The sequence below is a fragment of the Lactonifactor longoviformis DSM 17459 genome (assembly GCF_900129135.1).
Taxonomy (GTDB): Bacteria; Bacillota; Clostridia; order Lachnospirales; family Lachnospiraceae; genus Lactonifactor; species Lactonifactor longoviformis.
In genome coordinates this window covers 164,112-188,398 of sequence record NZ_FQVI01000001.1, presented here as the reverse complement: position 1 = coordinate 188,398, position 24,287 = coordinate 164,112, and the positions used below count along the sequence as shown (strand labels likewise).

Annotated in this window: 22 protein-coding genes; 20 read left to right on the top strand and 2 right to left on the bottom strand. The window is 46.4% G+C overall.

What is annotated here, in order from left to right:
* Positions 1-5: 5 nt before the first annotated feature.
* From BUA56_RS00750 to ftsZ, 8 genes are all read left to right on the top strand, one after another.
* Positions 6-2,123, top strand: coding sequence for a peptidoglycan D,D-transpeptidase FtsI family protein (locus BUA56_RS00750; protein WP_072848741.1), 2,118 nt, complete (start codon positions 6-8; stop codon positions 2,121-2,123).
* A gap of 124 nt (positions 2,124-2,247) precedes the next feature.
* Entirely contained in the window at positions 2,248-3,972 is a 1,725-nt protein-coding gene (locus BUA56_RS00745) for a peptidoglycan D,D-transpeptidase FtsI family protein (protein ID WP_072848271.1), read from the top strand.
* 67 nt (positions 3,973-4,039) lie between these two features.
* Positions 4,040-4,996: a phospho-N-acetylmuramoyl-pentapeptide-transferase gene (gene mraY / locus BUA56_RS00740; RefSeq protein ID WP_072848270.1), complete on the top strand. Its 957-nt coding sequence runs from the start codon at positions 4,040-4,042 to the stop codon at positions 4,994-4,996.
* A gap of 66 nt (positions 4,997-5,062) precedes the next feature.
* The gene (gene murD / locus BUA56_RS00735) at positions 5,063-6,418 is read left to right on the top strand and encodes a UDP-N-acetylmuramoyl-L-alanine--D-glutamate ligase (protein WP_072848269.1); all 1,356 of its coding nucleotides are present in this window, start codon (positions 5,063-5,065) and stop codon (positions 6,416-6,418) included.
* 59 nt (positions 6,419-6,477) lie between these two features.
* Positions 6,478-7,566 (top strand): FtsW/RodA/SpoVE family cell cycle protein, encoded by a 1,089-nt coding sequence (locus tag BUA56_RS00730; protein ID WP_226902877.1) that lies wholly within the window; start codon positions 6,478-6,480, stop codon positions 7,564-7,566.
* Positions 7,567-7,621: 55 nt separating this feature from the next.
* Complete coding sequence (murA, locus tag BUA56_RS00725; RefSeq protein ID WP_072848266.1) at positions 7,622-8,872, top strand: UDP-N-acetylglucosamine 1-carboxyvinyltransferase; 1,251 nt, start codon at positions 7,622-7,624, stop codon at positions 8,870-8,872.
* Positions 8,873-8,883: 11 nt separating this feature from the next.
* Positions 8,884-9,699: a cell division protein FtsQ/DivIB gene (locus BUA56_RS00720; protein WP_072848265.1), complete on the top strand. Its 816-nt coding sequence runs from the start codon at positions 8,884-8,886 to the stop codon at positions 9,697-9,699.
* A gap of 181 nt (positions 9,700-9,880) precedes the next feature.
* Positions 9,881-11,119: a cell division protein FtsZ gene (gene ftsZ, locus BUA56_RS00715; RefSeq protein WP_341443305.1), complete on the top strand. Its 1,239-nt coding sequence runs from the start codon at positions 9,881-9,883 to the stop codon at positions 11,117-11,119.
* Positions 11,120-11,697: 578 nt separating this feature from the next.
* Here ftsZ and aroE read toward each other — a convergent pair.
* Complete coding sequence (gene aroE / locus BUA56_RS00710; RefSeq protein WP_187143934.1) at positions 11,698-12,585, bottom strand: shikimate dehydrogenase; 888 nt, start codon at positions 12,583-12,585, stop codon at positions 11,698-11,700.
* A gap of 139 nt (positions 12,586-12,724) precedes the next feature.
* On the opposite strand from aroE, the gene aroD reads away from it, so the two are divergent.
* The 6 genes from aroD to BUA56_RS00680 all read left to right on the top strand — a co-directional run bounded on the left by aroD (position 12,725) and on the right by BUA56_RS00680 (position 18,363).
* Positions 12,725-13,489 (top strand): type I 3-dehydroquinate dehydratase, encoded by a 765-nt coding sequence (gene aroD, locus BUA56_RS00705; RefSeq protein WP_072848735.1) that lies wholly within the window; start codon positions 12,725-12,727, stop codon positions 13,487-13,489.
* 109 nt (positions 13,490-13,598) lie between these two features.
* A complete protein-coding gene (locus BUA56_RS00700; protein ID WP_072848263.1) occupies positions 13,599-14,495 on the top strand; it encodes a sigma-E processing peptidase SpoIIGA in 897 nt (298 codons plus the stop codon).
* Positions 14,496-14,548: 53 nt separating this feature from the next.
* The gene (sigE, locus tag BUA56_RS00695) at positions 14,549-15,244 is read left to right on the top strand and encodes an RNA polymerase sporulation sigma factor SigE (RefSeq protein WP_341443331.1); all 696 of its coding nucleotides are present in this window, start codon (positions 14,549-14,551) and stop codon (positions 15,242-15,244) included.
* Between the two features lie 123 nt (positions 15,245-15,367).
* The gene (sigG, locus tag BUA56_RS00690) at positions 15,368-16,144 is read left to right on the top strand and encodes an RNA polymerase sporulation sigma factor SigG (protein WP_072848260.1); all 777 of its coding nucleotides are present in this window, start codon (positions 15,368-15,370) and stop codon (positions 16,142-16,144) included.
* Positions 16,145-16,319: 175 nt separating this feature from the next.
* Positions 16,320-16,694, top strand: a complete 375-nt coding sequence (locus BUA56_RS00685; protein WP_072848259.1) for a metallopeptidase family protein — start codon at positions 16,320-16,322, stop codon at positions 16,692-16,694.
* A gap of 73 nt (positions 16,695-16,767) precedes the next feature.
* Positions 16,768-18,363 (top strand): amidohydrolase, encoded by a 1,596-nt coding sequence (locus BUA56_RS00680; protein ID WP_154256378.1) that lies wholly within the window; start codon positions 16,768-16,770, stop codon positions 18,361-18,363.
* Here the strand turns inward: BUA56_RS00680 and BUA56_RS00675 are convergent.
* Positions 18,349-18,603 carry a YlmC/YmxH family sporulation protein gene (locus BUA56_RS00675; RefSeq protein ID WP_072848256.1) on the bottom strand — a complete coding sequence of 85 codons (255 nt, stop codon included), beginning with the start codon at positions 18,601-18,603 and terminating at the stop codon, positions 18,349-18,351. The two genes, BUA56_RS00680 and BUA56_RS00675, sit on opposite strands and share 15 nt — an antisense overlap.
* 183 nt (positions 18,604-18,786) lie before the next feature.
* On the opposite strand from BUA56_RS00675, the gene nrdR reads away from it, so the two are divergent.
* The 6 genes from nrdR (at position 18,787) to BUA56_RS00645 (ending at position 24,270) form a co-directional block, all read left to right on the top strand.
* Entirely contained in the window at positions 18,787-19,242 is a 456-nt protein-coding gene (nrdR, locus tag BUA56_RS00670) for a transcriptional regulator NrdR (RefSeq protein ID WP_072848255.1), read from the top strand.
* Positions 19,243-19,350: 108 nt separating this feature from the next.
* Entirely contained in the window at positions 19,351-20,919 is a 1,569-nt protein-coding gene (locus BUA56_RS00665) for an ABC transporter substrate-binding protein (protein ID WP_072848253.1), read from the top strand.
* Positions 20,920-20,965: 46 nt separating this feature from the next.
* Entirely contained in the window at positions 20,966-21,913 is a 948-nt protein-coding gene (locus tag BUA56_RS00660) for an ABC transporter permease (protein ID WP_341443302.1), read from the top strand.
* 17 nt (positions 21,914-21,930) lie between these two features.
* Entirely contained in the window at positions 21,931-22,752 is an 822-nt protein-coding gene (locus tag BUA56_RS00655) for an ABC transporter permease (protein ID WP_072848252.1), read from the top strand.
* Entirely contained in the window at positions 22,740-23,549 is an 810-nt protein-coding gene (locus BUA56_RS00650; RefSeq protein ID WP_072848251.1) for an ABC transporter ATP-binding protein, read from the top strand. Before BUA56_RS00655 ends, BUA56_RS00650 begins: the two co-directional genes overlap by 13 nt.
* On the top strand, positions 23,542-24,270 hold the full coding sequence (locus BUA56_RS00645; RefSeq protein ID WP_072848249.1) for an ABC transporter ATP-binding protein: 729 nt from the start codon (positions 23,542-23,544) through the stop codon (positions 24,268-24,270). The genes BUA56_RS00650 and BUA56_RS00645 overlap by 8 nt, the downstream gene beginning before the upstream one ends.
* The last annotated feature ends 17 nt before the right edge of the window (positions 24,271-24,287 follow it).

Below are 24,287 nucleotides of genomic sequence, written 5' to 3'. Positions count from 1 at the left end.
GAACCATGAGAAAAAAGCTGGCAGGACTGTTTATTTTGGTTCTGCTGGCTTTAGTAGGTTTAACATTAAGAATAACCTATATTAACGCCAAAAGCGGAGATAAGTATAAAAAGCAAGTTTTAATACAGTCCCAGCAGCAATATGACAGCAGGACCATTCCCTTTAAAAGAGGGGATATTACGGACAGAAACGGGACAGTGCTTGCAACCAGCAGTAAGGTTTATAATGTAATTCTGGACTGTAAAGTAGTCAATTCAAATAAGGATTACGTAGAGCCAACGGTTAAGGCCCTTACGGAACAGCTGGGGCTGGACGAGGATACCATACGCGGGCTTCTTACCAATGAACAGACAAAGAACAGCCAGTATCAGATTCTGAAAAAAGAAATCTCCATGGATGAAAAAAAAGCTTTTGAAGCGTATACGGCTGTGCCTGAAGACAGCAAACTCTCGGAAGAAGAGAGGCTGGAGAAGAAAAATGTACAGGGCGTGTGGTTTGAGGAGGATTATCTGAGAAAGTATCCCATGAATGCTCTGGCATGTGATACACTGGGATTTACATTTGCTGGTAATGTGGCAGATTGGGGAATAGAAGGGTATTATAACTCGACCCTCAATGGAGTGGATGGGAGAAAATATGGATATTTTAATCAGGACTCCGATTTGGAACAGACTATTATTGATCCGGTAAATGGAAACAGTGTGGTTTCCACTTTGGACGTCAATATACAGCAGGTAATTGAGAAGTATATCAGTGCATTTGACACAGCGATGTCAAAAGAAAACTTCAAAAAAGAAGATAAGAAAGAAGATGAGGAGGAAGACTCCTCCAAGGCAAAAAAGATAACAAAAGGGGCTGCCAATATAGGAGTAATTGTTGCAAATCCTAATACAGGGGAGATCCTGGGTATGGCAAGCTCAGATCCTTATGACCTGAATAATCCCAGGGATCTCACGGGAATTTATACAGAGGAAGAGATCAAGAGAATGAATGATGAGAGTCAGCTGGACGCTCTGAATGCCATGTGGCAGAATTACTGTGTGACAGAGGCCTATGAACCGGGCTCTACTGTCAAACCAGTCATCGTGGCATCTGCTCTGGAGGCAGGTGCTATCACAGAGAACGACACCTTTGTGTGCGACGGCGGGCAGCAGGTAGCGGATCGGTTTATTAAGTGCTCGATTTATCCGGACGCACATGGTACACAGTCTCTGGGAGAGGTAATACAAAATTCCTGCAATGACGGTCTGATGGCCATCGGAAAAAAGATGGGAGCGGAAACCTTTCTGCGATATCAGAAGACATTTAACTTCGGAAGCAGAACCGGCATAGATCTGCCCGGAGAAGGTACAGGTATCCTCCATACCAAAGATACCCTGAACGCCGTTGAACTGGCTACTAGTTCTTTTGGTCAGGGATTTACCTGTACCATGGTTCAGGAACTGGCAGCATTATCTTCTGTAATCAATGGAGGAACCTATTATCAGCCTCATGTAGTAAACCGGATAGTAGATGATAAGGGAAAAACGGTAAAAACCATAGAGCCTACCGTCTTGAAGCAGACCATTTCACCTGATATTTCTGCAGAAATCCGGGATTATATGGGGATGAGTGTAAAGTCTGGTACCAGTAAAACATCAAAGGTACAGGGCTATTCCATGGGCGGTAAGACAGGAACAGCACAGAAGATTCCCAGGGGCAGCGGAAAGTACCTGGTATCCTTTATCGGATTTGCTCCGCTGGATGATCCCCAGGTAGTTATCTACGTAGTAGTTGATGAGCCAAATGCAGAGCGTCAGGACAACAGCAAGTACCCACAGTACATTGCTCAGGCAGTGCTTTCGGAAATTCTGCCGTATATGGATATCTTCCCCGATGAAGATACCAGCCAGGCTACCGTGCTCTGGGAGGGCTTTACAGGAGTGAAAAAGCAAAATGATGTGGGAGCTGAGGATCAGGAGGAGGATGATGGAGACGCACAGGAGAGCGATATCTCCGGAGACGGAATCGAGGATGAAAATGTACCGGATCCCCCGGAGAACCAGGAGAGTGAGGATGAGGTAGAACCGAATAATCAGGAATCAGATGGGATTACCAATGAAGAGGCCGGATTATCCGAATAATAAAAAGGGGACGTGTTCTTTTTAAAAGGAACACGTCCCAAATTCATTTAGGGGTGTCCCCAACGGAATAACTGGAACTTTTTCTCCATAGATTGTAGGGATAAGGTTTGGACGGTAGGGCGAGTTGAAGAAGAATAGAACCTATCATAAGAAGAAAACAGTGATTGTGTTTGCTGCCTGTATCTGTATGCTTTTGGGTCTGGTGGGCAGGATGGTGTATTTGATGGTATTTCAGTCAGATTATTATGCGAAAAAGGCAGAAGAGCTGCATGAGAGGGAGAGGGATATTAAAGCGGCCAGAGGCAAGATCATAGATGCCAATGGCACAGTACTTGCTGCAAACAAGACGGTTTGTACAATATCTGTCATCCATAGCCAAATTACAGACAAGGATGCTGTAATTGCCATGCTTCAAAAAGAACTGGGACTGGATGAAGAGACAGCACGAAAAAGAGTTGAAAAGGTTTCCTCTATTGAACGGGTAAAAACAAATGTGGAAAAGGAAGTGGGAGACAGAATTCGAAATTATGGGTTGGATGGTGTGAAGGTTGATGAGGATTTTAAACGCTATTATCCCTATGACACTCTGGCTTCAAAGGTACTGGGCTTTACAGGGGGAGATAATCAGGGGATTATAGGCCTGGAGGTTATGTATGAGGACGTTCTTAAGGGAATAGACGGAAAGATTCTGACGACGACAGATGCCAGAGGGGTAGAACTGGATGAAATCGGGGAGAGCCGGGTGGACCCTGTGTCTGGATACAATCTCCATATCAGCCTGGACAGAAATGTTCAGATGTACGCAGAGCAGGCAGCGAAAAAGGTTATGGAGCAGAAGCAGGCGGACGCTGTATCAATCCTGCTTATGAATCCCCAGAACGGTGAGATACTGGCAATGGTCAATACACCGGAATTTGATTTGAACGAGCCCTTCAAATTGAATACGTCGGAAGACACCTCAGGGATGACGGATAAAGAAAAACAAGATGCCTGGAATGGTATGTGGCGGAACCTGTGCATAAACGATACCTATGAACCGGGCTCTACGTTTAAGATAATTACTGCGGCAGCAGGCCTGGAAGAAGGAGTAGTAACCCTCAATGACACCTTTTCCTGCCCAGGATATAAGGTGGTGGAGGATCGGCGGATCCACTGCCATAAACGGACCGGCCACGGCGGTGAGACATTTCTTCAGGGGGCTATGAATTCCTGCAACCCTGTATTTATTGAAGTGGGACTCCGTCTGGGTGTGGATAATTATTATAAGTATTTTAAACAGTTTGGGCTGATGGAGAAGACCGGTATCGATCTTCCCGGTGAGGCTGCCACTATTATGCACCAGAAGAAGAATGTAGGGCAGGTAGAGCTTGCCACCATATCCTTCGGACAGTCTTTCCAGATAACACCCATACAGCTGGCAACCACAGTAAGCTCCATCATCAATGGAGGGACCAGGGTGACACCTCATTTTGGAGTTGAGGTAAGGGACGATGACGGCAAGCTGATCGAGACACTTGCCTATGAAAAAAAGAAACATATCGTATCCCAGGAAACCTCTGAGACCATGCAGTATATTCTGGAAAATGTAGTATCCGGAGGTTCCGGGAAGAATGCTTACATCGAGGGCAGAACCATCGGAGGGAAGACTGCCACCTCCCAGACGCTTCCCAGAAGCGCAAACCGTTATATCTCATCATTTTTGGGATTTACTCCAACAGATAATCCCCAGGTGCTGGGCTTAATCGTTATCCATGATCCCCAGGGAGTATATTATGGAGGGACAATAGCGGCGCCTGTAATGAAAGAAATCTTCGAGAATATTCTCCCGTATCTTGGGGTTGAAGGTTGATAAATAAGAAGAAAAGCTATATACTAGACGAGAATAAAACAAAAGAATGTGAATGAGGTGTATTAGGATGGATGCTAAAATGGTATTTCCTGTGCTGATTGCCTTTGCGATCAGTGCATTGCTGGGACCGATTATCATTCCTTATCTCAGAAAACTGAAGATGGGGCAAACGGAACGGATCGACGGCGTACAGTCCCATTTAAAAAAAGCGGGTACCCCCACGATGGGAGGACTTATCTTCCTGCTTTCAACAGTGGTGACCTCACTGCTGTATGTAAAGGACTACCCAAAGATTATTCCTATCCTATTTTTGACGCTGGGATTTGGAATCATTGGGTTTTTGGATGATTATCTGAAAGTGGTGCTGCGGCGGTCTGACGGACTGATGCCGTCCCAAAAGTTTGCTCTTCAGCTGGTAGTAACCGCTGTTTTTACGTTTTATGTGCTCAACTTTACGGATGTTTCTCTGACTATGAGAATCCCTTTCTGGAGAGGGCATTACTGGAATATTGAATGGCTGGCGATTCCTCTTTTGTTCCTTGCGGTAATCGGTACCGTAAACGGAGTGAACTTTACCGACGGTCTGGACGGATTGGCATCCAGCGTAACCATTATGGTGGCTACCTTTTTCTCGGTGGTAGCCATCGGAGATAAAAGCGGAATTGAGCCCATTACCTGCGCGGTGGTGGGAAGCTTGATGGGATTTTTGCTTTTTAATGTATTCCCGGCCAGGGTTTTTATGGGGGATACGGGTTCCCTTGCCCTGGGAGGATTTGTGGCCGGAACCGCCTATATGCTTCAGATGCCGCTGTTTATCCCTATTGTGGGACTGATTTATCTGGTGGAGGTACTGTCGGTGATGCTTCAGGTATCCTATTATAAGGCAACGGGCGGAAAACGTATTTTTAAGATGGCACCCATTCACCATCATTTTGAATTGTGCGGATGGTCGGAGACTAGGGTGGTGGCTGTATTCTCAATTGTAACTGCCCTCCTCTGCCTGATTGGGTTTCTTGCACTTTAGATAAGAACGGTATGGAATGACAATTTCCTGACAGGGAAAAGGATAAGAAGAAAGGAAATAAGGAGTATGAATTGGAATGGCAAAAAGGTAATGGTATTTGGTACGGGAATCAGCGGCATGGGTGCGGCCCGTCTGCTGGAGGATGTGGGTGCCGGTGTTGTGCTGTATGACGGGAATGAGAAACTGGATAAAGCACAGATAGAAGCAAAACTTCCAAAGGGCAGCAAAGCACAGGTGCAGATTGGAGACATGCCGGAGGAATTACTGCAAACCTTTGACGCGGTTATCATGAGCCCTGGCGTCCCATTGGATATTCCTGTGGCAGAGCGGGCAAAAGACAGGGGAATTCCCGTATGGGGAGAGGTGGAACTGGCGTACCAGGTAGGCAGAGGCTCGGTACTGGCTATTACAGGAACGAATGGAAAGACTACAACAACGGCGTTAACAGGGGCCATAATGAGGGACTATGCATCCAGTGTATTTGTTGTGGGGAATATAGGAACGCCTTACACATCAGTGGCTTTGGAAACCAAGGAGGAAAGCTTTGTTGTAGCCGAGATAAGCAGCTTTCAGCTGGAGACTACAGAAACCTTTGCACCAAAAGTAAGTGCGATTCTGAATATTACCGAGGATCATCTGAACCGTCATCACACAATGGAGGAATACATACGTGTGAAGGAGCTGATCACAGCAAACCAGAGACCGGAGGATGTGTGCGTACTGAATTATGAGGATGAGGTTCTCCGGGAATTTGCGGGATGTATGAAGCCCTCTCCCTGCTTTTTTTCCAGTGTGCGCAAACTTGACAGAGGGATTTACCTGGATGGGGACAGGATTGTGCTGAAGACGGACAAGGAGGAGATATCTGTTGTTAAAACTCAGGAACTTCAGCTTCTTGGACAGCATAACTATGAAAATGTAATGGCTGCTGTGGCTATAGCTTATCATGCAGGTGTTCCTGTAGAGAGCATTCGGAAAAGTATCTGCGCTTTTACGGCAGTGGAGCATAGAATTGAGTTTGTGACCGAAAAAAATGGTGTCCGGTACTATAACGACTCCAAAGGGACCAACCCGGATGCTGCCATTAAAGGGGTTCAGGCGATGAACCGGCCGACTCTTCTGATTGGCGGGGGTTACGACAAGAACTCTTCCTACGAAGACTGGATCCGGTCCTTTGAGGGAAAGGTGCGCTATCTGGTACTCATCGGACAGACAAGGGAAAAGATTGAGAGGGCTGCCCATGCATGTGGTTTTACAGACACTATCCTGGCCAAAGACCTGGAGGAGGCAGTAAAAATCTGTGCACAAAAGGCTAATCCCGGGGATGCAGTTCTCCTCTCACCTGCCTGCGCCAGCTGGGGGCAGTTTGACAATTATGAACAAAGAGGGAATATGTTTAAGGAATACGTACATACACTGTAAGTAAGGATATGGAACTGCGGCGGGGCTTTCCCGGTCCGCGGCAGACAGGAAGTGATTGCTTGCAGAAAGACACAGAACCCAAGCGCCAGGCAGATGAGCTTCTGCTGATCTTGGTTTTGTTTCTGGTAGTGTTTGGATTAATCATTTTATATAGTACAAGTGCATATAATGGGCGGGTGAAATTCGATGATCCCGCCTATTATTTTAAGAAACAGCTTTTTGCAACCGCTCTGGGACTTTTGGGGATGTACATAAGTTCCTGTGTGGATTATCATTGGCTGGCAAAATACGCCCCCTGGGGATATCTGGCTTCTCTTCTGCTTTCCCTGGCGGTACTATTCTTCGGGGATGAGTACAATGGTTCGAAGCGGTGGCTGTCCATAGGTCCTCTTTCCTTCCAGCCCGCTGAATTTGCAAAAGTAGCAGTGATCCTGCTTCTTGCATATGTTATCAGTAATTCGAAAAGTAAAAAGAACGGTCTGCTCTCCATGGGAAAGATCATGCTCCTAATTCTTCCTATTGTAGGTCTGGTAGGCACAAACAATTTAAGTACGGCTATTATTATATTGGGTATAGCCGTAATTTTAATTTTTGTATCCAATCCCAAGTACCTGCCCTTTATATGGATCGGGGGGCTGGGGATTGCATTTGTGGGAATCTTTCTCAGCATGGAGAGCTACCGCCTGGAGCGGCTGGCTATCTGGAGAGATCCTGAAAAATACGACAAAGGCTTTCAGACCATCCAGGGACTTTATGCCATTGGAAGCGGGGGTATCTTTGGGAAAGGTCTGGGGAGCAGTCTCCAGAAGCTTGGCTTCGTGCCGGAGGCCCAGAATGATATGATTTTTTCCATTATCTGCGAGGAGACGGGGCTGGTGGGGGCCTGTATTCTGATTCTCGTATTTGGGCTCTTGATCTGGCGGTTGATGGTAATTGCCACTCATGCCACAGATCTGCTGGGAGCATTGATAGCGATTGGCATTATGGGGCATATGGCGATCCAGGTAATTTTGAATATAGCGGTAGTTACTAATACAATTCCCAACACAGGCATTACCCTTCCCTTTATCAGCTATGGAGGTACCTCTGTGCTGTTTCTCTTAAGTGAGATGGGGCTGGCGCTGTCGGTCAGCCGTTATCAAAAGTAACCCTTTGAGGAACCCTGCATACTATAGTATATAAGAGCAAATAGGAGTGTATTGGTTGGACAGTATCAGAATCGTGGGAGGAAAACCACTTCAGGGTTCCATTGCTATACAGGGTTCCAAAAATGCAGCGTTGCCTATGATGGCAGCCACTCTGTTGCAGGAAGGTATCTGCGCGCTGAAGGGCTGCCCAAGAATAGCAGATGTAAAATATATGGAAGAAATACTCAGGTCTCTGGGGGCACTTGTGTGGTGGGAGGGGGATACACTGTATATCGACAGCACCTCTGTCACAGGTACAGAGATACCCAGAGAGTATGGGGAAAAAATGCGCTCCTCTGTGGTCGTCATGGGGAGCCTTCTTGGAAGGATGGGAAAAGCTAATATTCCCTATCCGGGAGGCTGTGTGATAGGTTCCAGACCTATTAACCTGCATCTTCTGGCATTAGCCAGACTGGGAGCCGCCATAGAAGAAATAGACGGAATACTGCATGTAACTGCGAAAGAATTAAAGGGAGCGGACATCTTCTTCAAGAAGGCAAGTGTAGGTGCGACACAGAATGCACTTTTGGCTGCCGTGAAAGCCAAGGGAGATACCAGACTCTCCGGATGTGCGGCAGAACCGGAAGTAGTATGGCTGTGCCGTTTTCTAAACCAAATGGGTGCAAGAATAGAGGGTACCGGTACAGATACTCTGCTGATCCGGGGTGTCAGTGCCCTGCATGAAGTGGAATTTGATATACCCGCAGATCGGATTGTGGCGGGCACCTATGTATGCGCCTGTGCCGCGACCAGGGGAGACATTGTCTTAGAAAATCCCCCAATAGAAGAAATGGATGCCTTGCTGGAGGCTTACGAGAAAATGGGTGGACAATATGAAGTAAAAGGTGGTAAACTGTTTCTGTGCGGCAGAAAGGTGGATACGCCTGTTTCCTATTTGGAAACCCAGGTTTATCCAGGATTCCCCACGGATATGCAGTCCCCGCTGATGGCTGTGCTGGCATCAGTGCCCGGAAGGAGCCATATCAGAGAGACTGTATTCGAGGACAGATTTAAAGTGGCTTCCCAGCTGACAAAGATGGGGGCGAGAATTGTAATTGACGGCAGAGATGCTATTATTGAAGGAGTACCCTGCCTTCAGGGCGCGCAAGTGTTTGCCCAGGAACTCAGAGGGGGTGCTGCCCTGGTAATTGCCGGATTAGGAGCCTGTGGAACTACTTATATTAACAACAGACATTTCATTGAGCGGGGATACGAGCATATATGCGATGACCTGGCATCTTTGGGAGGCAATATCCGGAGAGACTAAAGGGGATTGGTATGAAGGAATCACAATACAGAAAAAAGATTGATAAAAAAATATTTCGCATCGTTGTGGCCGGCATTCTGGGAATTATACTGTTAAGTGTGATTGCTTTTTTTGTCTGCTTTCGGATTACGGAGATAGAAGTGGACGGCAATCACCATTACACAGAAAAGGAAGTCCGAAAGATGGTCATGAAGGGACCTTTTAAATCCAACTCTATATTATTTCCAATGACAGATATAGAGGAAAATACAAAAGATACTCCCTTTATTCAAACCATTACAGTGGAACGGCTGTCACCCAATAAAATAGCCATCCATGTAGTGGAAAAGGAGCTCATTGGCTATGTACCCTTTCTGGATGGGTACATGTACTTTGATAAAAAGGGAATTATTGCAGAAAGTACCGTGGAACCTTTGGATGGGGTCCCCTATATTGAAGGACTGGAATTCGATCATGTGGCTCTAAAGGACAAGCTTCCCATAGACAACGAAGAAATTTTTAATACAATCCTGAGTTTGAGCCGTATGATTGCGAAAAATGAGATAGAACCAGACAGGATAGTACTGGATAAAAAATATAATATTACCTTATATTATGGGGATATACAGGTGACTATGGGAGAAGACAGCTATCTGGAAGAAAAGGTTACTCATCTTGCGGCTATTCTTCCGTATCTGGAGGGGAAGAAGGGACTGCTGCACCTGGAAAATATAACCAATGATGCAAAAAACGTTACCTTCGAGAAAGATGAGACGTCGGATTCTGACGAGGACAGCCCGGATTCCGGGGAAAAAGACAAAACCATAGAGGCAGATTCCACAGATTAAGAACGAAATATGTCATAAAAAAGAATAAATTATAAAAAAAAGGAAAAATCGAAATTTGTGGTTGATAAATTGATGAAAAAAATATATTATATATCTATATGCAAGCATCACAGGAACTAATACGACAATCCATTTTTGAAGGGTTAAAATTATACGAGGGTAGTTTAAAGGAGGAAGCACTTTGTTAGAAATTATGACGAACGAGGCGGAATCATCTGCAAAAATCATAGTAATTGGTGTAGGTGGCGCTGGAAATAATGCAGTCAACAGGATGGTGGAAGAAACCATCGGCGGAGTAGAATTCGTAGGAGTCAATACAGATAAACAAGCCCTTACTTTATGTAAGGCACCCACCGTTCTTCAGATCGGTGAAAAGCTGACAAAGGGTCTGGGAGCAGGCGCGAAGCCGGAGATCGGTGAAAAGGCAGCAGAAGAAAGCGTAGAAGAGCTGAGACAGGTCATGCAGGGTGCGGATATGGTATTTGTAACTTGCGGTATGGGAGGCGGCACAGGAACCGGTGCGGCACCGATCGTTGCCGGATTGGCGAAAGAGATGGGAATCCTTACAGTAGGTGTTGTAACGAAACCTTTCCGCTTTGAAGCTAAGACACGTATGAGCAATGCCCTGTCAGGAATTGAAAAGTTAAAAGACCATGTGGATACCTTAATAGTAATTCCCAATGATAAATTGCTGGAGATCGTAGATCGCCGTACTACGATGCCGGAGGCTCTGAGAAAGGCGGATGAGGTGCTGCAGCAGGCAGTGCAGGGCATTACAGACCTGATTAACCTCCCAGCCCTGATTAACCTTGACTTTGCCGATGTACAGACGGTTATGACAGACAAAGGTGTGGCTCATATTGGTATTGGTGAGTCAAAAGGCGATGAGAAGGCTCTGGAGGCAGTACAGCAGGCAGTTGCCAGCCCACTTCTGGAGACCACAATCGAAGGTGCTTCCCACGTGATTATCAATATCTCCGGAGATATCTCTCTTATGGATGCCAATGATGCGGCAAGCTATGTGCAGGAACTGGCAGGGGAGGACGCGAACATTATCTTCGGTGCTATGTACGATGATAAAGAGGCAGATTACGCAAGGATTACGGTTATTGCGACCGGATTGGATGACGCTACCACAAGAACTGCCAGTGTATCCAGAAATGCAAAGAGAAGCGCAGAACAGAAGAATGCACAGCAACAGCAGCAGAAAGCGCCGGCGTTCAAACAGCCGACTTTTAATCAGCCTGCATTTAACCAGCAGCCGGTTCAACAGCCAGTACAGCAGCCGGTATTTACACAGCCTACATTCACGCAGCCTACCTTTACATCGCCGCTGCAGCCGAATCAGGCGCCTACTACAAGTAATGTACCTAAAAAGGATATTCAGATTCCGGATTTCCTGAAGAACAGAAATAAATAATTGGGAGAGACTGCCGTGTGACATGCGGCAGTCTTTTTTAGTTTTAGTGGGATGATAACGTAGGATTTATCTTCCTAAGCTTAAGACTTTCCTGTCGAAAGGTATGGGGGCAGGGGGGGACGGTGAGAGAAATCCCGCGGCAGCAGGCTGGCTGGGCTGAAGGAAGGACTGGATTCCGGAGGTAGATTTATCCCAAACATCGAGCTAATAATAGTGCTAAGCAGGATGAAAAGTGTACAACTCCCGACCTTCCCCACCCGTTTTCCGTGAATGTGATGTGAGTATCTGCCAGGTAAAGGGAGGCGGTCATGGGGGCATGGTAAGGGAGGGTACTTCTATCTGTGCAGACTACGGAGTGCGTCCGAAGATCCACTGCCAGCGGTCACTTAGGAGCGAAGGCTTTCCTGAGCTTCTTAGTGAACGGCTAGGCGGTTAGCTGAGGAGAAACGCAGTAGCAAGCAGATAGAAGTACCCTCCCTTACCATGCCCCCATGACCGCCTCCCTTTACCGTCCGTCCGTGACACTTGCCAACTATTTTATTCGAGCTTTACATACACAAAACAATTACACAAAACTATCACTCGGAAAAATATTTTTCTTTTATCACATCCACCGGCATCTCCCTGCCGGTCCACAATTTAAAGGCCTCGGCACCCTGGTACAGCAGCATATACATGCCGTTAAAGGTTGGGCACCCCCGCTCTCTTGCCATGGATAGCAGTTTGGTTTCCCTGGGGTTATAAATGATATCGCCCACTGCCAGATGGGGCGTCAGAAGTGAGGCGTCTTCAATAATGGAATTTCCGGTATGCGGAGCCATGCCTACGGAGGTAGCATTTACCAGAAGAGCGCTTTCTTCCAGCGCTTTTTTTAGTGCAGGGAGATCCTCGTTTTCATGAAGAATGACGGTACAGGCAGTTTTTTGATGGATTTTTTTAATCATATCCTCTGTGCGGTTCCAGAAGCGGCTGGTAGGGCGTGCGAATATGTGTATTTTTTTTACTCCGTCCAGAGCCGCCTGGGCACAGATTGCGGCGGCGGCGCCGCCGATTCCCATGAGCGTCATGGTTTTGCCTGTGATTTCATGGCCGGCATCCTTTACGGACTGCATAAAGCCATAGCCGTCCGTATTGTATGCAGTGAGAATCCCATTATCGTTTACAATGGTGTTGGCGGCTCCTATGAGCTGCACGGACAGAGAGAGCCTGTCAGCCAGTTGAACAATTTTATTTTTGTTAGGCATTGTGAGGTTAAAACCCCGGATGCCGGTCTGGCGGAGTCCGCGGACAGCTTCCTCAAGGGTGTCTTCTTTGACGTCAAAACATAGGTATACGTAGTCTAATCCCAGAAGGCGGAAGCTTTCATTGTGCATTAAGGGTGAGATACTGTGGGTTACAGGGCTTCCCAAAAGGGCGGTCAGACGGGTATGGCCTGTAATGGGTATATAATCTGGTGTTGTATTCATATGTAAATGATCCTCCGTTTGTATTATGTGAATATCTTAGTTTAGGATTGGGCGGCTGTCAAGTGATTCAAATGTTGGACGCCTGTCTGGATGCGTGCTATAATGGCATCAGAATTGATTCAGGAGGTCGTATGTGGAAATGACGGATATAGTATGTGTGAAAAAACTTAGAATCGGGGAAGGGATCCCTAAAATATGCGTCCCTATAGTAGGGGACACCTGGAAAAAGATTTTTGATGAAGCGGATAAGATAGCAGAGACCTCCCCTGACCTTGCAGAGTGGCGCTGTGATTTTTTTCAGGAGATAGATTGTCCGGAGCGCGTGAGAGAAGTTCTAAATGGGGTGGAGATGCGCCTGAAAGGGATTCCCCTTCTCTTTACGTTCCGAAGCAGGGAGGAAGGAGGAGAGAGAACCATGGAACCGGACAGCTACAGAAGATTAAATCTTATGGCGGCAGAGACCAAAAAAGTGGATCTTGTGGATGTTGAATGCTGCAAAGATCCGGAAATGTCGAAAAGACTGATAAGGGAGCTCCATGGTTTGGGAGTAAAAGTGGTAGGATCCTCCCATAATTTCCAGGAAACCCCTGAAAAGGATGAGATCATCCGGCGGCTTATGCAGATGGATGCGGTTGGGGCGGATATTGTAAAATTGGCCGCCATGCCAAAAGATGAAGGGGATTTGCTGAAAATTTTGTGTGCAACTAATGAAGTAAAAGGGAAGACAAAAAAGCCGGTGGTTACCATGTCTATGGGCCAAAAGGGAGCTTTGAGCCGTATCTGCGGCGCTGTCTTCGGTTCCGCTATCACCTTCGGCAGTATGGGACAGGCGTCTGCACCCGGGCAGATACCTGTGGAAGAACTGCGCGGACTGCTGGCGAATATCCATCAATACTGTCGATAAGATTTTTAAGTTCAGGCTGTGGTTTTGACAAAATTAACACCCTCTATCACCTATAATGAACAGTGCTTATTCCAATAAGTACGCATTCATAGGTTATAGGGGGTGTTTTGTGTACTATGAAATATACATAGACGTTCTGTTTGTGGTGAATATGGTAATGGACTACTTTTTGCTGCGTCTGGTAAACAGGCTTTTGGGAGGCTCTGCCACATGCCTCAGAAGCCTTGCGGGAAGCGCGATCGGTGCGGCGGGTATGTGCCTGGCGGTCTTACTGCCCTTTAGAAGTATATGGATAATTTTGCTGTTTATGCATGGGTTTATCGGTATCTTGATGGTTCGGGTGGGATGTGGCTGCAAAGGGATAAAACGTATGGTTCGGGGAGTACTTACATTATATCTTGCTGCCTTTCTGGCGGGGGGCCTGATACAGGCGCTTCTGGAGACTACCAGACTGGGAAACTGGGCAAGAGAAATACTGTTGGGAGAAAGTCCTGGTGCAGTAGGAATTCGGACGTTTTTATTTCTTAGTATAGTAAGCTACTGGGCAATTATCATAGGAATAAGACTCTACGGATACCTGAAAGCTAAGGTATCGGAAATCTACGACATATCTCTTTATGTCAATGGGAAATGTGAGAGGGTAAAAGGACTTTACGACACAGGAAATCATCTGCAGGATACGGTGACTCATAAACCTGTATCTGTAGTAGAGTACCAGGCGGTGAAAAAACTTCTGAGTGAGGAACAGGATATGCAGCTGCAGAATATGATGCAGTTTGGGGAGAGTGGAGATGCGGTAGAAAAGATGCATCCCCATTATGTCCTGTACCATTCTGTTGGGAAAGAACAGGGCTTGCTCCTGGCAGTGACTCTGGATATCCTGTGTGTTTCTTTGGATAGCGACAGTAAGCTGATTCAACGGCCGGTGGTGGCCTTGACAGGTGATAAACTGTCACAGGGCAATAAATTTCAAATGATTATTAATCCAAAAATCATAGACAATTGAGGAGGTTTCTTATGTATATGGACACAGCTGTGCAAAAACAAGTTCGGTTCCCTATGCTGGGATTTTCGAACATTATATTTTCAAGAGGAAAAGAAATTCACTATATCGGAGGTGCTGAGGTGCTGCCGGCGCCTCTGGATGCCCAGTCAGAGGCGGAAATGATAGCGGCGCTTCAGTCTTCGGGAGGGGAAGAGGCAAGATCCAGACTGATAGAGCACAATCTCAGACTGGTAGTGTATATAGCAAAAAAATTTGATAATACAGGGGTCGGGGTGGAGGATTTGATTTCTATCGGCACCATTGGGCTGATCAAAGCAATTAATACCTTTAACCCTACCAAAAAGATTAAGCTGGCTACTTATGCATCCAGGTGTATTGAAAATGAAATTCTGATGTATCTGAGAAGAAATAACAAAACGAAGATGGAGGTCTCTATCGATGAACCTCTGAATGTGGACTGGGATGGGAATGAGCTGCTTCTCTCTGACATTCTGGGCACTGATGAAGATGTGATATACCGGGATATAGAAAATGAAGTGGAGCGAAAGCTGTTAGGCAAAGCCATCGGAAAATTGTCTGCAAGGGAGCAGACCATTATCAAGCTTCGCTTTGGAATAAATATGCCTGACGGAAGGGAAAAAACGCAGAAAGAGGTAGCGGATCTTCTGGGTATTTCCCAGTCTTACATATCCAGACTGGAAAAAAGAATTATGAAAAGGCTGAAAAAAGAGATCGTCAGATATGAATAGAGGTTTGCCCTTGACAAGAAATGTCAAGGGCTTTTATTTTTTATATTTTTTTGGAAATCGTATATTTCCATCTCTTTGTGAGAATCATTTTAATTAGTAAAACTGATTAGGAGGATTCTTACTATGGCACTGAACAAAGTTGAAATATGCGGCGTGAATACGGCAAAGCTTCCTACTCTGACAAATGAAGAAAAGGATGCTTTGTTTGAGAGAATAAAGGCGGGTGATACAGAAGCCAGAGAACTGTACATTAAGGGAAACCTCAGGTTAGTGTTAAGTGTAATCAAAAGGTTTTCGGGAAGCAATGAAAATGTAGATGATTTGTTTCAGATTGGCTGCATAGGACTGATAAAGGCAATCGATAATTTTGATACTACCTTAAACGTGAAGTTCTCTACTTATGCGGTGCCTATGATAATAGGTGAGATCCGTCGTTACCTGAGGGACAACAACAGCATACGGGTAAGCCGATCCCTCAGGGATATTGCATATAAAGCTATTTATGCCAGAGAGAATTATGTGAAAAAGAATCTGAAAGAACCAACCATCAATGAGATTGCCAGTGAGATTGGGATCGAAAAAGAGGATATCGTATACGCTCTGGATGCCATACAGAGTCCCGTGAGTCTGTACGAACCTGTCTATACAGAAGGGGGAGATACCTTGTATGTGATGGATCAGATCAGTGATAAAAAGAACAAGGAAGAGAACTGGATAGAGGACTTGTCTCTCAGAGAGGCGATGAAGAGACTGGGAGAGAGGGAGAGATATATTGTACAGCTGCGCTTCTATGAGGGGAAGACACAGATGGAGGTAGCGGAAGAGATCGGTATCTCCCAGGCGCAGGTGAGCAGGCTGGAAAAAAATGCGCTGAAGAATATGAAAAATTATCTCCGGTAGACTTGTTTTCTGGGGACTTTACTATACAGATCAATTTTAGGCTGGGTTTGCGGCAGATGCGCATTCCCCAGCCCTTTAGAGAGGAGCCGGCGCAGAATACTTTGACAGTTATCTTTGGGATACAGTATAATACCATAATAACGATTGTTAAGAACCAAAGGGACGGAGGTTAGACATGGTATCCATGGAAAGGGCCCAGGAATTGCTGGAAGAGCTGGTACAGGAGATTCCCGGGGAGTATTACATAGAATTAAACGGTGGTGTAAACTTAAGCCCTGCTGTCAGGCTGAGTCCGGCAGCACAGAATCACGATCTGTATATTATGGGCCAATATCATAAGAGTTCACATCTGGGAAGAATTATCACAATCTATTACGGTTCTTTTGCAGCGCTATACCCTGAGTCTTCCGAGAGCCTTTGGAAGAAAAAACTGAGGGAGACTCTGCGTCATGAACTGACTCATCATCTGGAATCTCTGGCAGGGGAAAAGGATTTGGAGATAGAGGATGCCAGAAAGATTGCAGGATATCTAAACAGGAATAAGCGCTGAGGGAATGCCAGGGAAAAATCCGGAGATACTAACCAAAAAGGTGTAAGGTTATACCGAGAAAGGGAAGATATTGATGGAAAAATTGTTTTATCACGGTTCTGTCATAACAATGGAAGAGGATGGACTTTATGCGGAGGCGGTCCTGATAAAGGACGGGAAAATCCTTTTTGCGGGCAGCCTGAAGGAGGCAGAGGCAAAAGCGGAAGCCCCGGAGAAAATTGACTTGAAGGGACACACTCTCCTGCCGGGATTTATTGATGCCCACAGCCATTTCACAGGTGTCGCCAACGGATTGCTGCAGATATCCCTGGAGGCGTGCGGCAATTTTAAGGAGATAGAGAAAACGCTGAAACAAGAGCTTGAGGCAAGAAAACCGGCAGAGGGCAGCTGGATTCTTGTGAGAGGTTATGACCATAACCGGCTGGAGGAGAAGAGGCATCCCAGTCTGGAGCTTCTTGATCGTGTAGCACCGGAACATCCTATGGTAGTGCAGCACCAGTCCGGCCATGTAGGGATTTTCAACACCGCAGCCATGAAACAGTTGGAGATTGGGGCGGATACAGTAGTCCCTGAAGGCGGCGTAATAGAGAAGAAGGATGGGAAGCTCACCGGCTATATGGAGGAGAATGCGTTCCTGGAGTATCTAAAAAAGATACCTCTCCCCTCTGCAAAGGAGCTTTTAGACGCCTATATACGTGCCCAGGAAGTGTATGCTTCCCATGGCATAACCACAGTACAGGAGGGGATGCTAACAGAGGAGATGCTCCCTCTGTACCAAGAACTTCTGAAGTCTGGCTGTCTGAAGCTGGATCTGGTGGGATATGCCGATGCAGGCAAGGGGGAGGAGATAGCCCGGAAGCTTGCGGGCTATCTGCACACCTACAAGGGCCACTTTAAGCTCTGCGGGTATAAAATATTTTTAGACGGATCCCCCCAGGGAAGGACTGCCTGGCTGAGAGAACCGTATGAAGGGGAAAAAGAGTACCGTGGATATCCAGCTGTGAAGCAGGCTGATGTAGAAGAAACTGCAGGGATGGCGGAAAAGAACCATATGCAGCTTCTGGCTCACTGCAATGGTGACGCCGCCTGTGCTCAGTATCTGAAAGCGGTGAGGGCTGTGGAAAGCCGGCCGGGGGAAATGTTTTCCGCCTTGCGGCCGGTGATGATCCATGCCCAGATGCTGGCAAGAGATCAGATGGAAGAGGTGAAAAGATTGCAGGTGATTCCCTCCTTTTTCATTGCCCACATCTATCACTGGGGAGATACACACATTAAGAATCTGGGAAGCAGGCGGGCGGCATACATTAGTCCTGCAGGTTCTGCTTCCCGGATGGGGATTCCATTTACATTTCATCAGGATTCGCCTGTCATTTCCCCGGATATGATGGAGACCCTGTGGTGTGCAGTTAACAGGAGAACAAAGGACGGCTGTGTGCTGGGAAAGGAAGAGCGGCTTGATGTCCTAACTGCTCTGAAGGCAGTGACGGTGTATGGTGCGTATCAGTATTTTGAGGAGACAGAAAAGGGGACGCTGTCTCCGGGTAAGAAGGCGGATCTGGTGATCCTGGATCAGGATCCTCTGAAAGTCCCGCTGGAAAATTTGAAAGATATAAAAGTACTGGAGACAATAAAAGAAGGAGAAACCATTTATCGGCTATCCCTTATGTAAAAACTTCTCTTCCTGTATTTCCACTAAGATAATGTCTTCTCCAATCTGGGTAATACATTTCCATGGAATTACGAATTCGCTCACCGGTCCGAACAAATTACAGATTTTACCGGGCACGGGTATTATGATTGCGGTGATGCAGCCCGAATCCGGGTCAAATTCCAAATCCACAGGGCATCCCAGACTTTTGCAGGTGCAGACATTTATGACTTCTTTCTGCTTTAATTCACACACGCGCATAGGCAGGCCTCATAAACAGGGGATTTTATACTATTATATGGGAAGTATCTCCATTTATACCCTCCTTTCATTGACGAACAAAAGGGGATGTATTATACTTTACTTAGTATAAACAGAAGGGTTGGACACAAGATATAGCCCATTATATGTATAACGTACAGGGAAAAACAGGAGGTACTGTCCATGAGATGTCCATTTTGCAATCAGGAGAACACCAGGGTCGTGGATTCCAGGCCCGTGGAGGAGACCAATTCTATCCGCAGAAGGAGAATGTGTGATGAATGCGGGAAACGGTTTACTACGTATGAAAAGGTAGAGACGATTCCTTTGATAGTGATAAAAAAGGATCAGAGCAGAGAACAGTACAACCGCTCCAAGATAGAGGATGGAATCATGAGAGCCTGTTATAAGCGCCCCATACCGGTGCAGTCGATTACAGATGCCATTGATGATATAGAGACTGAAATCTTCAATCGGGAGGAGCGGGAAATCCCCAGTACAGAGGTTGGAGAGATTGTTATGGATCGTCTGAAAGAGCTGGATCCTGTTGCCTATGTGCGCTTTGCTTCCGTGTACAGGGAATTCAAGGATGTCAATACCTTTATGGATGAATTGAAAAAAATGCTTGGGGAGCAGTAAAAAATTACTATGTTCGAAAAAAGATACTTGCATATAGAACAAGGATTGGATACAATGAAGAAGACAATTATATAATGAATGAGAGAACTTAAAGGAAAAGGAGATACTATGAAAAGAGTACAGAAATCTAAGATGTTTGTACTGCTTGGCTTACTTACCCTTACTATTGTACTTGGCGGATGCCAGGACAAAAAGGACAGCGGTAAAGACTCTTCTACAGACAAAAGTTCTCAGACAACCAAAACGGAACCAACCATGGGAGGTTCCATTGTAGTAGGAATTCCTCAGGATATAGAGGATAGTCTTGACCCTCACAAGGCAGTAGCGGCAGGAACAAAAGAAATCCTATTTAACATTTTTGAAGGCTTAGTAAAGCCGGATGAAACAGGAAACTTTATCGATGCGGTAGCAGAAAGCCACGCTATATCTGATGATGGAAAGACGTATACCTTCACCTTAAGGGAAGGAATCAAATTCCACAATGGAGCGGACGTTACCGTAGACGATGTAAAATATTCCATCGAACGATGCGCTGATACCTCTAACGGGGAACCGTTGGTATCAGCGTTTTCTAATATCGCCGGTGTGGAGACGCCCGACGGGAAAACAGTGGTTATCCATCTGACAGAAGCAGATACGGAATTCCTGGCCTACCTTACCACTGCCATTATTCCCAAAGACAATGAGAATCCGGATACCGATCCTATTGGTACCGGCCCCTTTCAATATGTCTCAAGGTCTCCCCAGGAGAATATTATTGTAAAAAAGTTTGCAGACTATTGGGGAACTCCCGCATATCTGGACGAGGTTACATTTAAGGTGCTATCTGACAGCAATGCCATAGTAACCGGCCTGAAAGGCGGATCGATTGATATGTTTGCCAGAATCGATTCCACCCAGTCGGCTGAGTTAAAGGACGATTTTACCATTTATGAGGGCAGTATGAATCTGATTCAGGCTTTATACCTGAATAACGCAGTGGAGCCTTTTAACAACATTAAAGTAAGACAGGCTATGTGTTATGCGGTGAACCGGCAGGAAGTCATGGATATGATTGCAGACGGCAAAGGTACGGCTATTGGCAGCAGTATGTTTCCGGCATTCGGGAAGTATTATGTGCCGGAGCTGGCGGATATGTATCCCCAGGATGTGACCAAGGCAAAAGAACTTCTGGCGGAGGCCGGATATCCGGATGGATTTGATATGACGATTACGGTGCCTTCGAATTACCAGCAGCATGTAGATACGGCTCAGGTTCTGAAGGAGCAGCTTAAGCAGATTGGAATTAACGCGGAGATACAGCTCATTGAATGGGACAGCTGGCTCAGCGATGTCTATGCGAACAGAGACTATCAGTCTACAGTAGTGGGAGTGGATGCCTCTGCTTTAACAGGTGGCGCCCTTCTGGAGAGATTTACTTCTGACTCTCCGGTAAACTTTATTAATTTTAAAAATGAAAAATACGATAGTCTTTATCAGGAGATTAAAAAGACCACAGACGATGCCCGGCAGGTAGAGCTGTACAAAGAGATGGAGACAATTCTGGCAGAGGATGCGGCGAATGTATATATTGAGGATATGGCCTGTGAGGTGGCTTTGAATCCGGAATATGACGGATATGTATTCTATCCTTTATATGTGCAGGATATGGCAAAGATCTATAAAATAAAAGAATAGCAGGGGACAGGCGGTCCTCCGGGGTACCGGAAAGGAGGAAGATGGTGTGAATATAAAATATATTGCAAAGAAAACAGGAACTCTCATTATAACATTGTTAATTGTCTCTTTTTTATCCTTCCTCGCGTTCCAGATTATTCCGGGGGATGCGGCGCTGTCTAAGCTGGGTACGGCAGCTACTGCTGAAAAGGCAGAGGCGCTGCGGCAGGAGATGGGGCTGAATCAGCCTGTGCTGGTGCGTTACGGCAGATGGCTGGCAGATTTTGTACGGGGAGATATGGGTACCTCCTACAGCTACAGTATGCCGGTGAGAGAGATGATAGGAAGCAAGCTGCCGATTACGCTGGCCATTACTATGATTTCTTTTCTGATGATTTTGATTTTGTCGGTGCCGTTGGGACTGTTGGCAGGAAAACATGAGGGTAAAAGTCTGGACCGGGCATTGACGGTTGTCAACCAGATTGTAATGTCTGTCCCGGGATTCTTCCTGGGTATTCTCATCACCTATCTGTTCGGACTTGTGCTGAAGTGGTTTGTGCCGGGAGGATATATCTCATATACAGAGAGCTTTTCCGGGTTTCTCATCTACCTTATCCCTCCGTGCATTGCCATAGCACTTCCAAAATGTGCTATGGGTGTGAAGATGCTCCGGGGATCAGTGATTCAGGAACTGCAGTCTGATTATGTACGGACTGCCATCAGCAGAGGGTGCCGGGAAAACACGGTTTTGTACCGCCATGTGCTGAGAAACGCGTTGATTCCGGTACTTACTTTTTGGGCTATGACCATTGCCGATATCGTGGCCGGCAGCATTATTATCGAACAGGTTTTTACCATCCCAGGTTTGGGAACTATGCTGATTACTTCTATATCAAACAGAGATTATCCGGTGGTCCAGTGTATTATTGTGCTGATTGCAGGCCTTGTAGTCATTGTAAACTTTATTGTCGATCTGTTGTATAGAAGGATCGATCCCAGAATTACCGGGCAATAGACGGAAAGGAAAAGGCAATGAAGAGAAAAGAGAGAAATTATAATCTTATTCTGGGGGGCTGTTTGGCGGCTCTGATGATAGCCTTTATGGTGGTCGGCCTTTTTTACACGCCCTATGACCCGGATGCCATGAGCGGACCTTCAAAGTTTGCAGGTCCATCTCTGCAGCATCTGTTTGGCTGTGACCATTTCGGCCGGGACATTTTCAGCAGAGTCTTAACAGGCAGCGGAACCACCTTTTTTGTAGCGGTATCTACTATAGTGATCGGCGGGGGGATCGGTACGCTGGCAGGAGCCTTTACAGGTTACTTCGGAGGCTGGCTGGATGAAATCCTTATGAGAATTAATGATGCTGTGGCATCGTTTCCCAGTATATTGCTTGCATTGGTTTTCATAAGTATTTTAGGCCCTGGCAAATATAATGTGATTCTGGCTCTGGGCGTTATATTTATCCCAAGCTTCGCCAGAATAGTGAGAAGCGAGTTTATCTCCAATAAAGAGAAGGACTATGTAAAAAGTGCCAGGCTTATGGGTGCCTCTCATGTGCGGATTATGTTCGTGCATATACTTCCAAACGTGGTTCCCACCCTGCTGTCAGCGATTGCCATCGGGTTTAACAATGCCGTGCTTGCGGAAGCAGGCATGAGCTATCTGGGGATCGGTGTGCAGCCCCCGGATGCCAGCCTTGGAAGAATGCTGGCGGAGTCGCAGACGTATCTCTCAAGAGCTCCCTGGTGCGCTGTGTTTCCCGGGCTTACAGTTATCCTTTTGGTGCTTGGATTCGGACTTTTGAGTGACGGTTTGCAGAAAGGAAGGGGAAGCGTATCATGCTGGAGATAAAGCATCTGACCATCAGCTTTTATGATTCACCGGTTCCCGACGTGGTACTGTCGGACTTTTCTATGACCATGGAACCCGGGGAGATCCTTGGGATTGTGGGGGAATCGGGCTCCGGAAAGACTATGATGGCCCTGGCACTTATGGGGCTTCTGAAAAAAACAGCCAGAATAGAATCCGGAGAGATTCTCTGGATGGGCAAAGATCTCTTGCGCGCATCCGAGGAGGAACTGAGAAGCCTGCGGGGAAATGAGATCAGTATGATTTTTCAGGAGCCAATGACTTCTCTGAACCCCGTTCTCCCGGTGGGCATGCAGGTAGAAGAGAGCCTGAAGATTCACACGGATATGGGGAAGGAAGAGAGAAAGAAGAAGGCCCTGGAGATGATGAAGGCTGCAGAGCTCCCAAATCCAGGGGAGCTTTATCATAAATACCCTCATCAGCTGTCCGGGGGAATGCGCCAGAGAGTCATGATTGCATCTGCTCTGGTTCTGAATCCCAGGGTGATGATAGCAGATGAACCGACCACTGCGCTGGATGTTACCATTCAGGCTGAGATTCTGAAGCTTTTGCAAAAGATTAATAGGGAGAAGAAGACAGCTATTCTTTTTATCTCCCACGATCTTGGTGTGGTCAGAAAATTATGTGACCGGGCTCTGGTAATGCACCAGGGGGTGACTGTGGAACAGGGGAATATCGAGTCCCTTTTTGAGAGTCCGAAAGAAGATTACACCAGGAAACTTTTGTCGTCCATTCCCACCAGAGAGACCAGACTGCGGAGGAGGAAGCTGCATGAGTGATACCGTTGTGTTAGAAGTCAGACATATGAACTCTTTCTATAAGGATCCGGGGCAGAAACGTCAGCAGGTGCTGAAGGATGTTTCCTTTGTAGTTCATCAAGGAGAGATTCTCGGACTTGTGGGGGAGAGCGGGTGCGGTAAATCAACCCTCTCCAAGGCAATCCTGGGTTTTGTGAAAGATTATGAGGGAGAGATTATTCATCATACAAAGAATCCTCAGATGGTTTTTCAAGACCCCTTCAGCTCACTGAATCCAGGCAAAAAAATAGGATGGATTCTGGAGGAACCTCTCCGCCACAATTCAAGGGCAGGAAAAGCAGAGCGGCGTCAACAGGTAGAGAATATGATAGAAAGGGTTGGGCTTACCAGAGACTATCTGGAACGCTATCCCAGGGAGCTCAGCGGAGGGCAGCGCCAGAGGGTGAGCATTGCCATCTCCCTGATACAGGGATCCCGGTTTATCATTGCCGATGAACCAGTGTCTGCTCTGGATGTAACCATACAGAAGCAAATCATGGAACTAATGATTTCGCTTCAAGAGGAAATGGGGCTTTCGTATCTTTTTATCTCCCACGACCTGAATGTAATTTATCAGATGTGTGACAGGGTAATTGTAATGAAAGATGGTCAAATCGTAGAAGAGGGAGAGATTGAGGAGGTTTACAGCCATCCGAAACATCCTTATACAAAACAGCTTTTGGAATCTTCTATGGAATGGTAAACCAAATGGTAAACAAA

What these genes read in the sequence shown, in the direction of transcription:
- BUA56_RS00750 (WP_072848741.1), top strand. Translation starts at nt 6, where the DNA reads ATGAGAAAAAAGCTGGCAGGACTGTTTATTTTGGTTCTGCTGGCTTTA.
- mraY (WP_072848270.1), top strand. Translation starts at nt 4,040, where the DNA reads ATGGATGCTAAAATGGTATTTCCTGTGCTGATTGCCTTTGCGATCAGT.
- murD (WP_072848269.1), top strand. Translation starts at nt 5,063, where the DNA reads ATGAATTGGAATGGCAAAAAGGTAATGGTATTTGGTACGGGAATCAGC.
- BUA56_RS00720 (WP_072848265.1), top strand. Translation starts at nt 8,884, where the DNA reads ATGAAGGAATCACAATACAGAAAAAAGATTGATAAAAAAATATTTCGC.
- aroE (WP_187143934.1), bottom strand. Translation starts at nt 12,585, where the DNA reads ATGAATACAACACCAGATTATATACCCATTACAGGCCATACCCGTCTG.
- aroD (WP_072848735.1), top strand. Translation starts at nt 12,725, where the DNA reads ATGACGGATATAGTATGTGTGAAAAAACTTAGAATCGGGGAAGGGATC.
- sigE (WP_341443331.1), top strand. Translation starts at nt 14,549, where the DNA reads ATGCTGGGATTTTCGAACATTATATTTTCAAGAGGAAAAGAAATTCAC.
- sigG (WP_072848260.1), top strand. Translation starts at nt 15,368, where the DNA reads ATGGCACTGAACAAAGTTGAAATATGCGGCGTGAATACGGCAAAGCTT.
- BUA56_RS00685 (WP_072848259.1), top strand. Translation starts at nt 16,320, where the DNA reads ATGGTATCCATGGAAAGGGCCCAGGAATTGCTGGAAGAGCTGGTACAG.
- BUA56_RS00680 (WP_154256378.1), top strand. Translation starts at nt 16,768, where the DNA reads ATGGAAAAATTGTTTTATCACGGTTCTGTCATAACAATGGAAGAGGAT.
- BUA56_RS00675 (WP_072848256.1), bottom strand. Translation starts at nt 18,603, where the DNA reads ATGCGCGTGTGTGAATTAAAGCAGAAAGAAGTCATAAATGTCTGCACC.
- nrdR (WP_072848255.1), top strand. Translation starts at nt 18,787, where the DNA reads ATGAGATGTCCATTTTGCAATCAGGAGAACACCAGGGTCGTGGATTCC.
- BUA56_RS00665 (WP_072848253.1), top strand. Translation starts at nt 19,351, where the DNA reads ATGAAAAGAGTACAGAAATCTAAGATGTTTGTACTGCTTGGCTTACTT.
- BUA56_RS00655 (WP_072848252.1), top strand. Translation starts at nt 21,931, where the DNA reads ATGAAGAGAAAAGAGAGAAATTATAATCTTATTCTGGGGGGCTGTTTG.
- BUA56_RS00650 (WP_072848251.1), top strand. Translation starts at nt 22,740, where the DNA reads ATGCTGGAGATAAAGCATCTGACCATCAGCTTTTATGATTCACCGGTT.
- BUA56_RS00645 (WP_072848249.1), top strand. Translation starts at nt 23,542, where the DNA reads ATGAGTGATACCGTTGTGTTAGAAGTCAGACATATGAACTCTTTCTAT.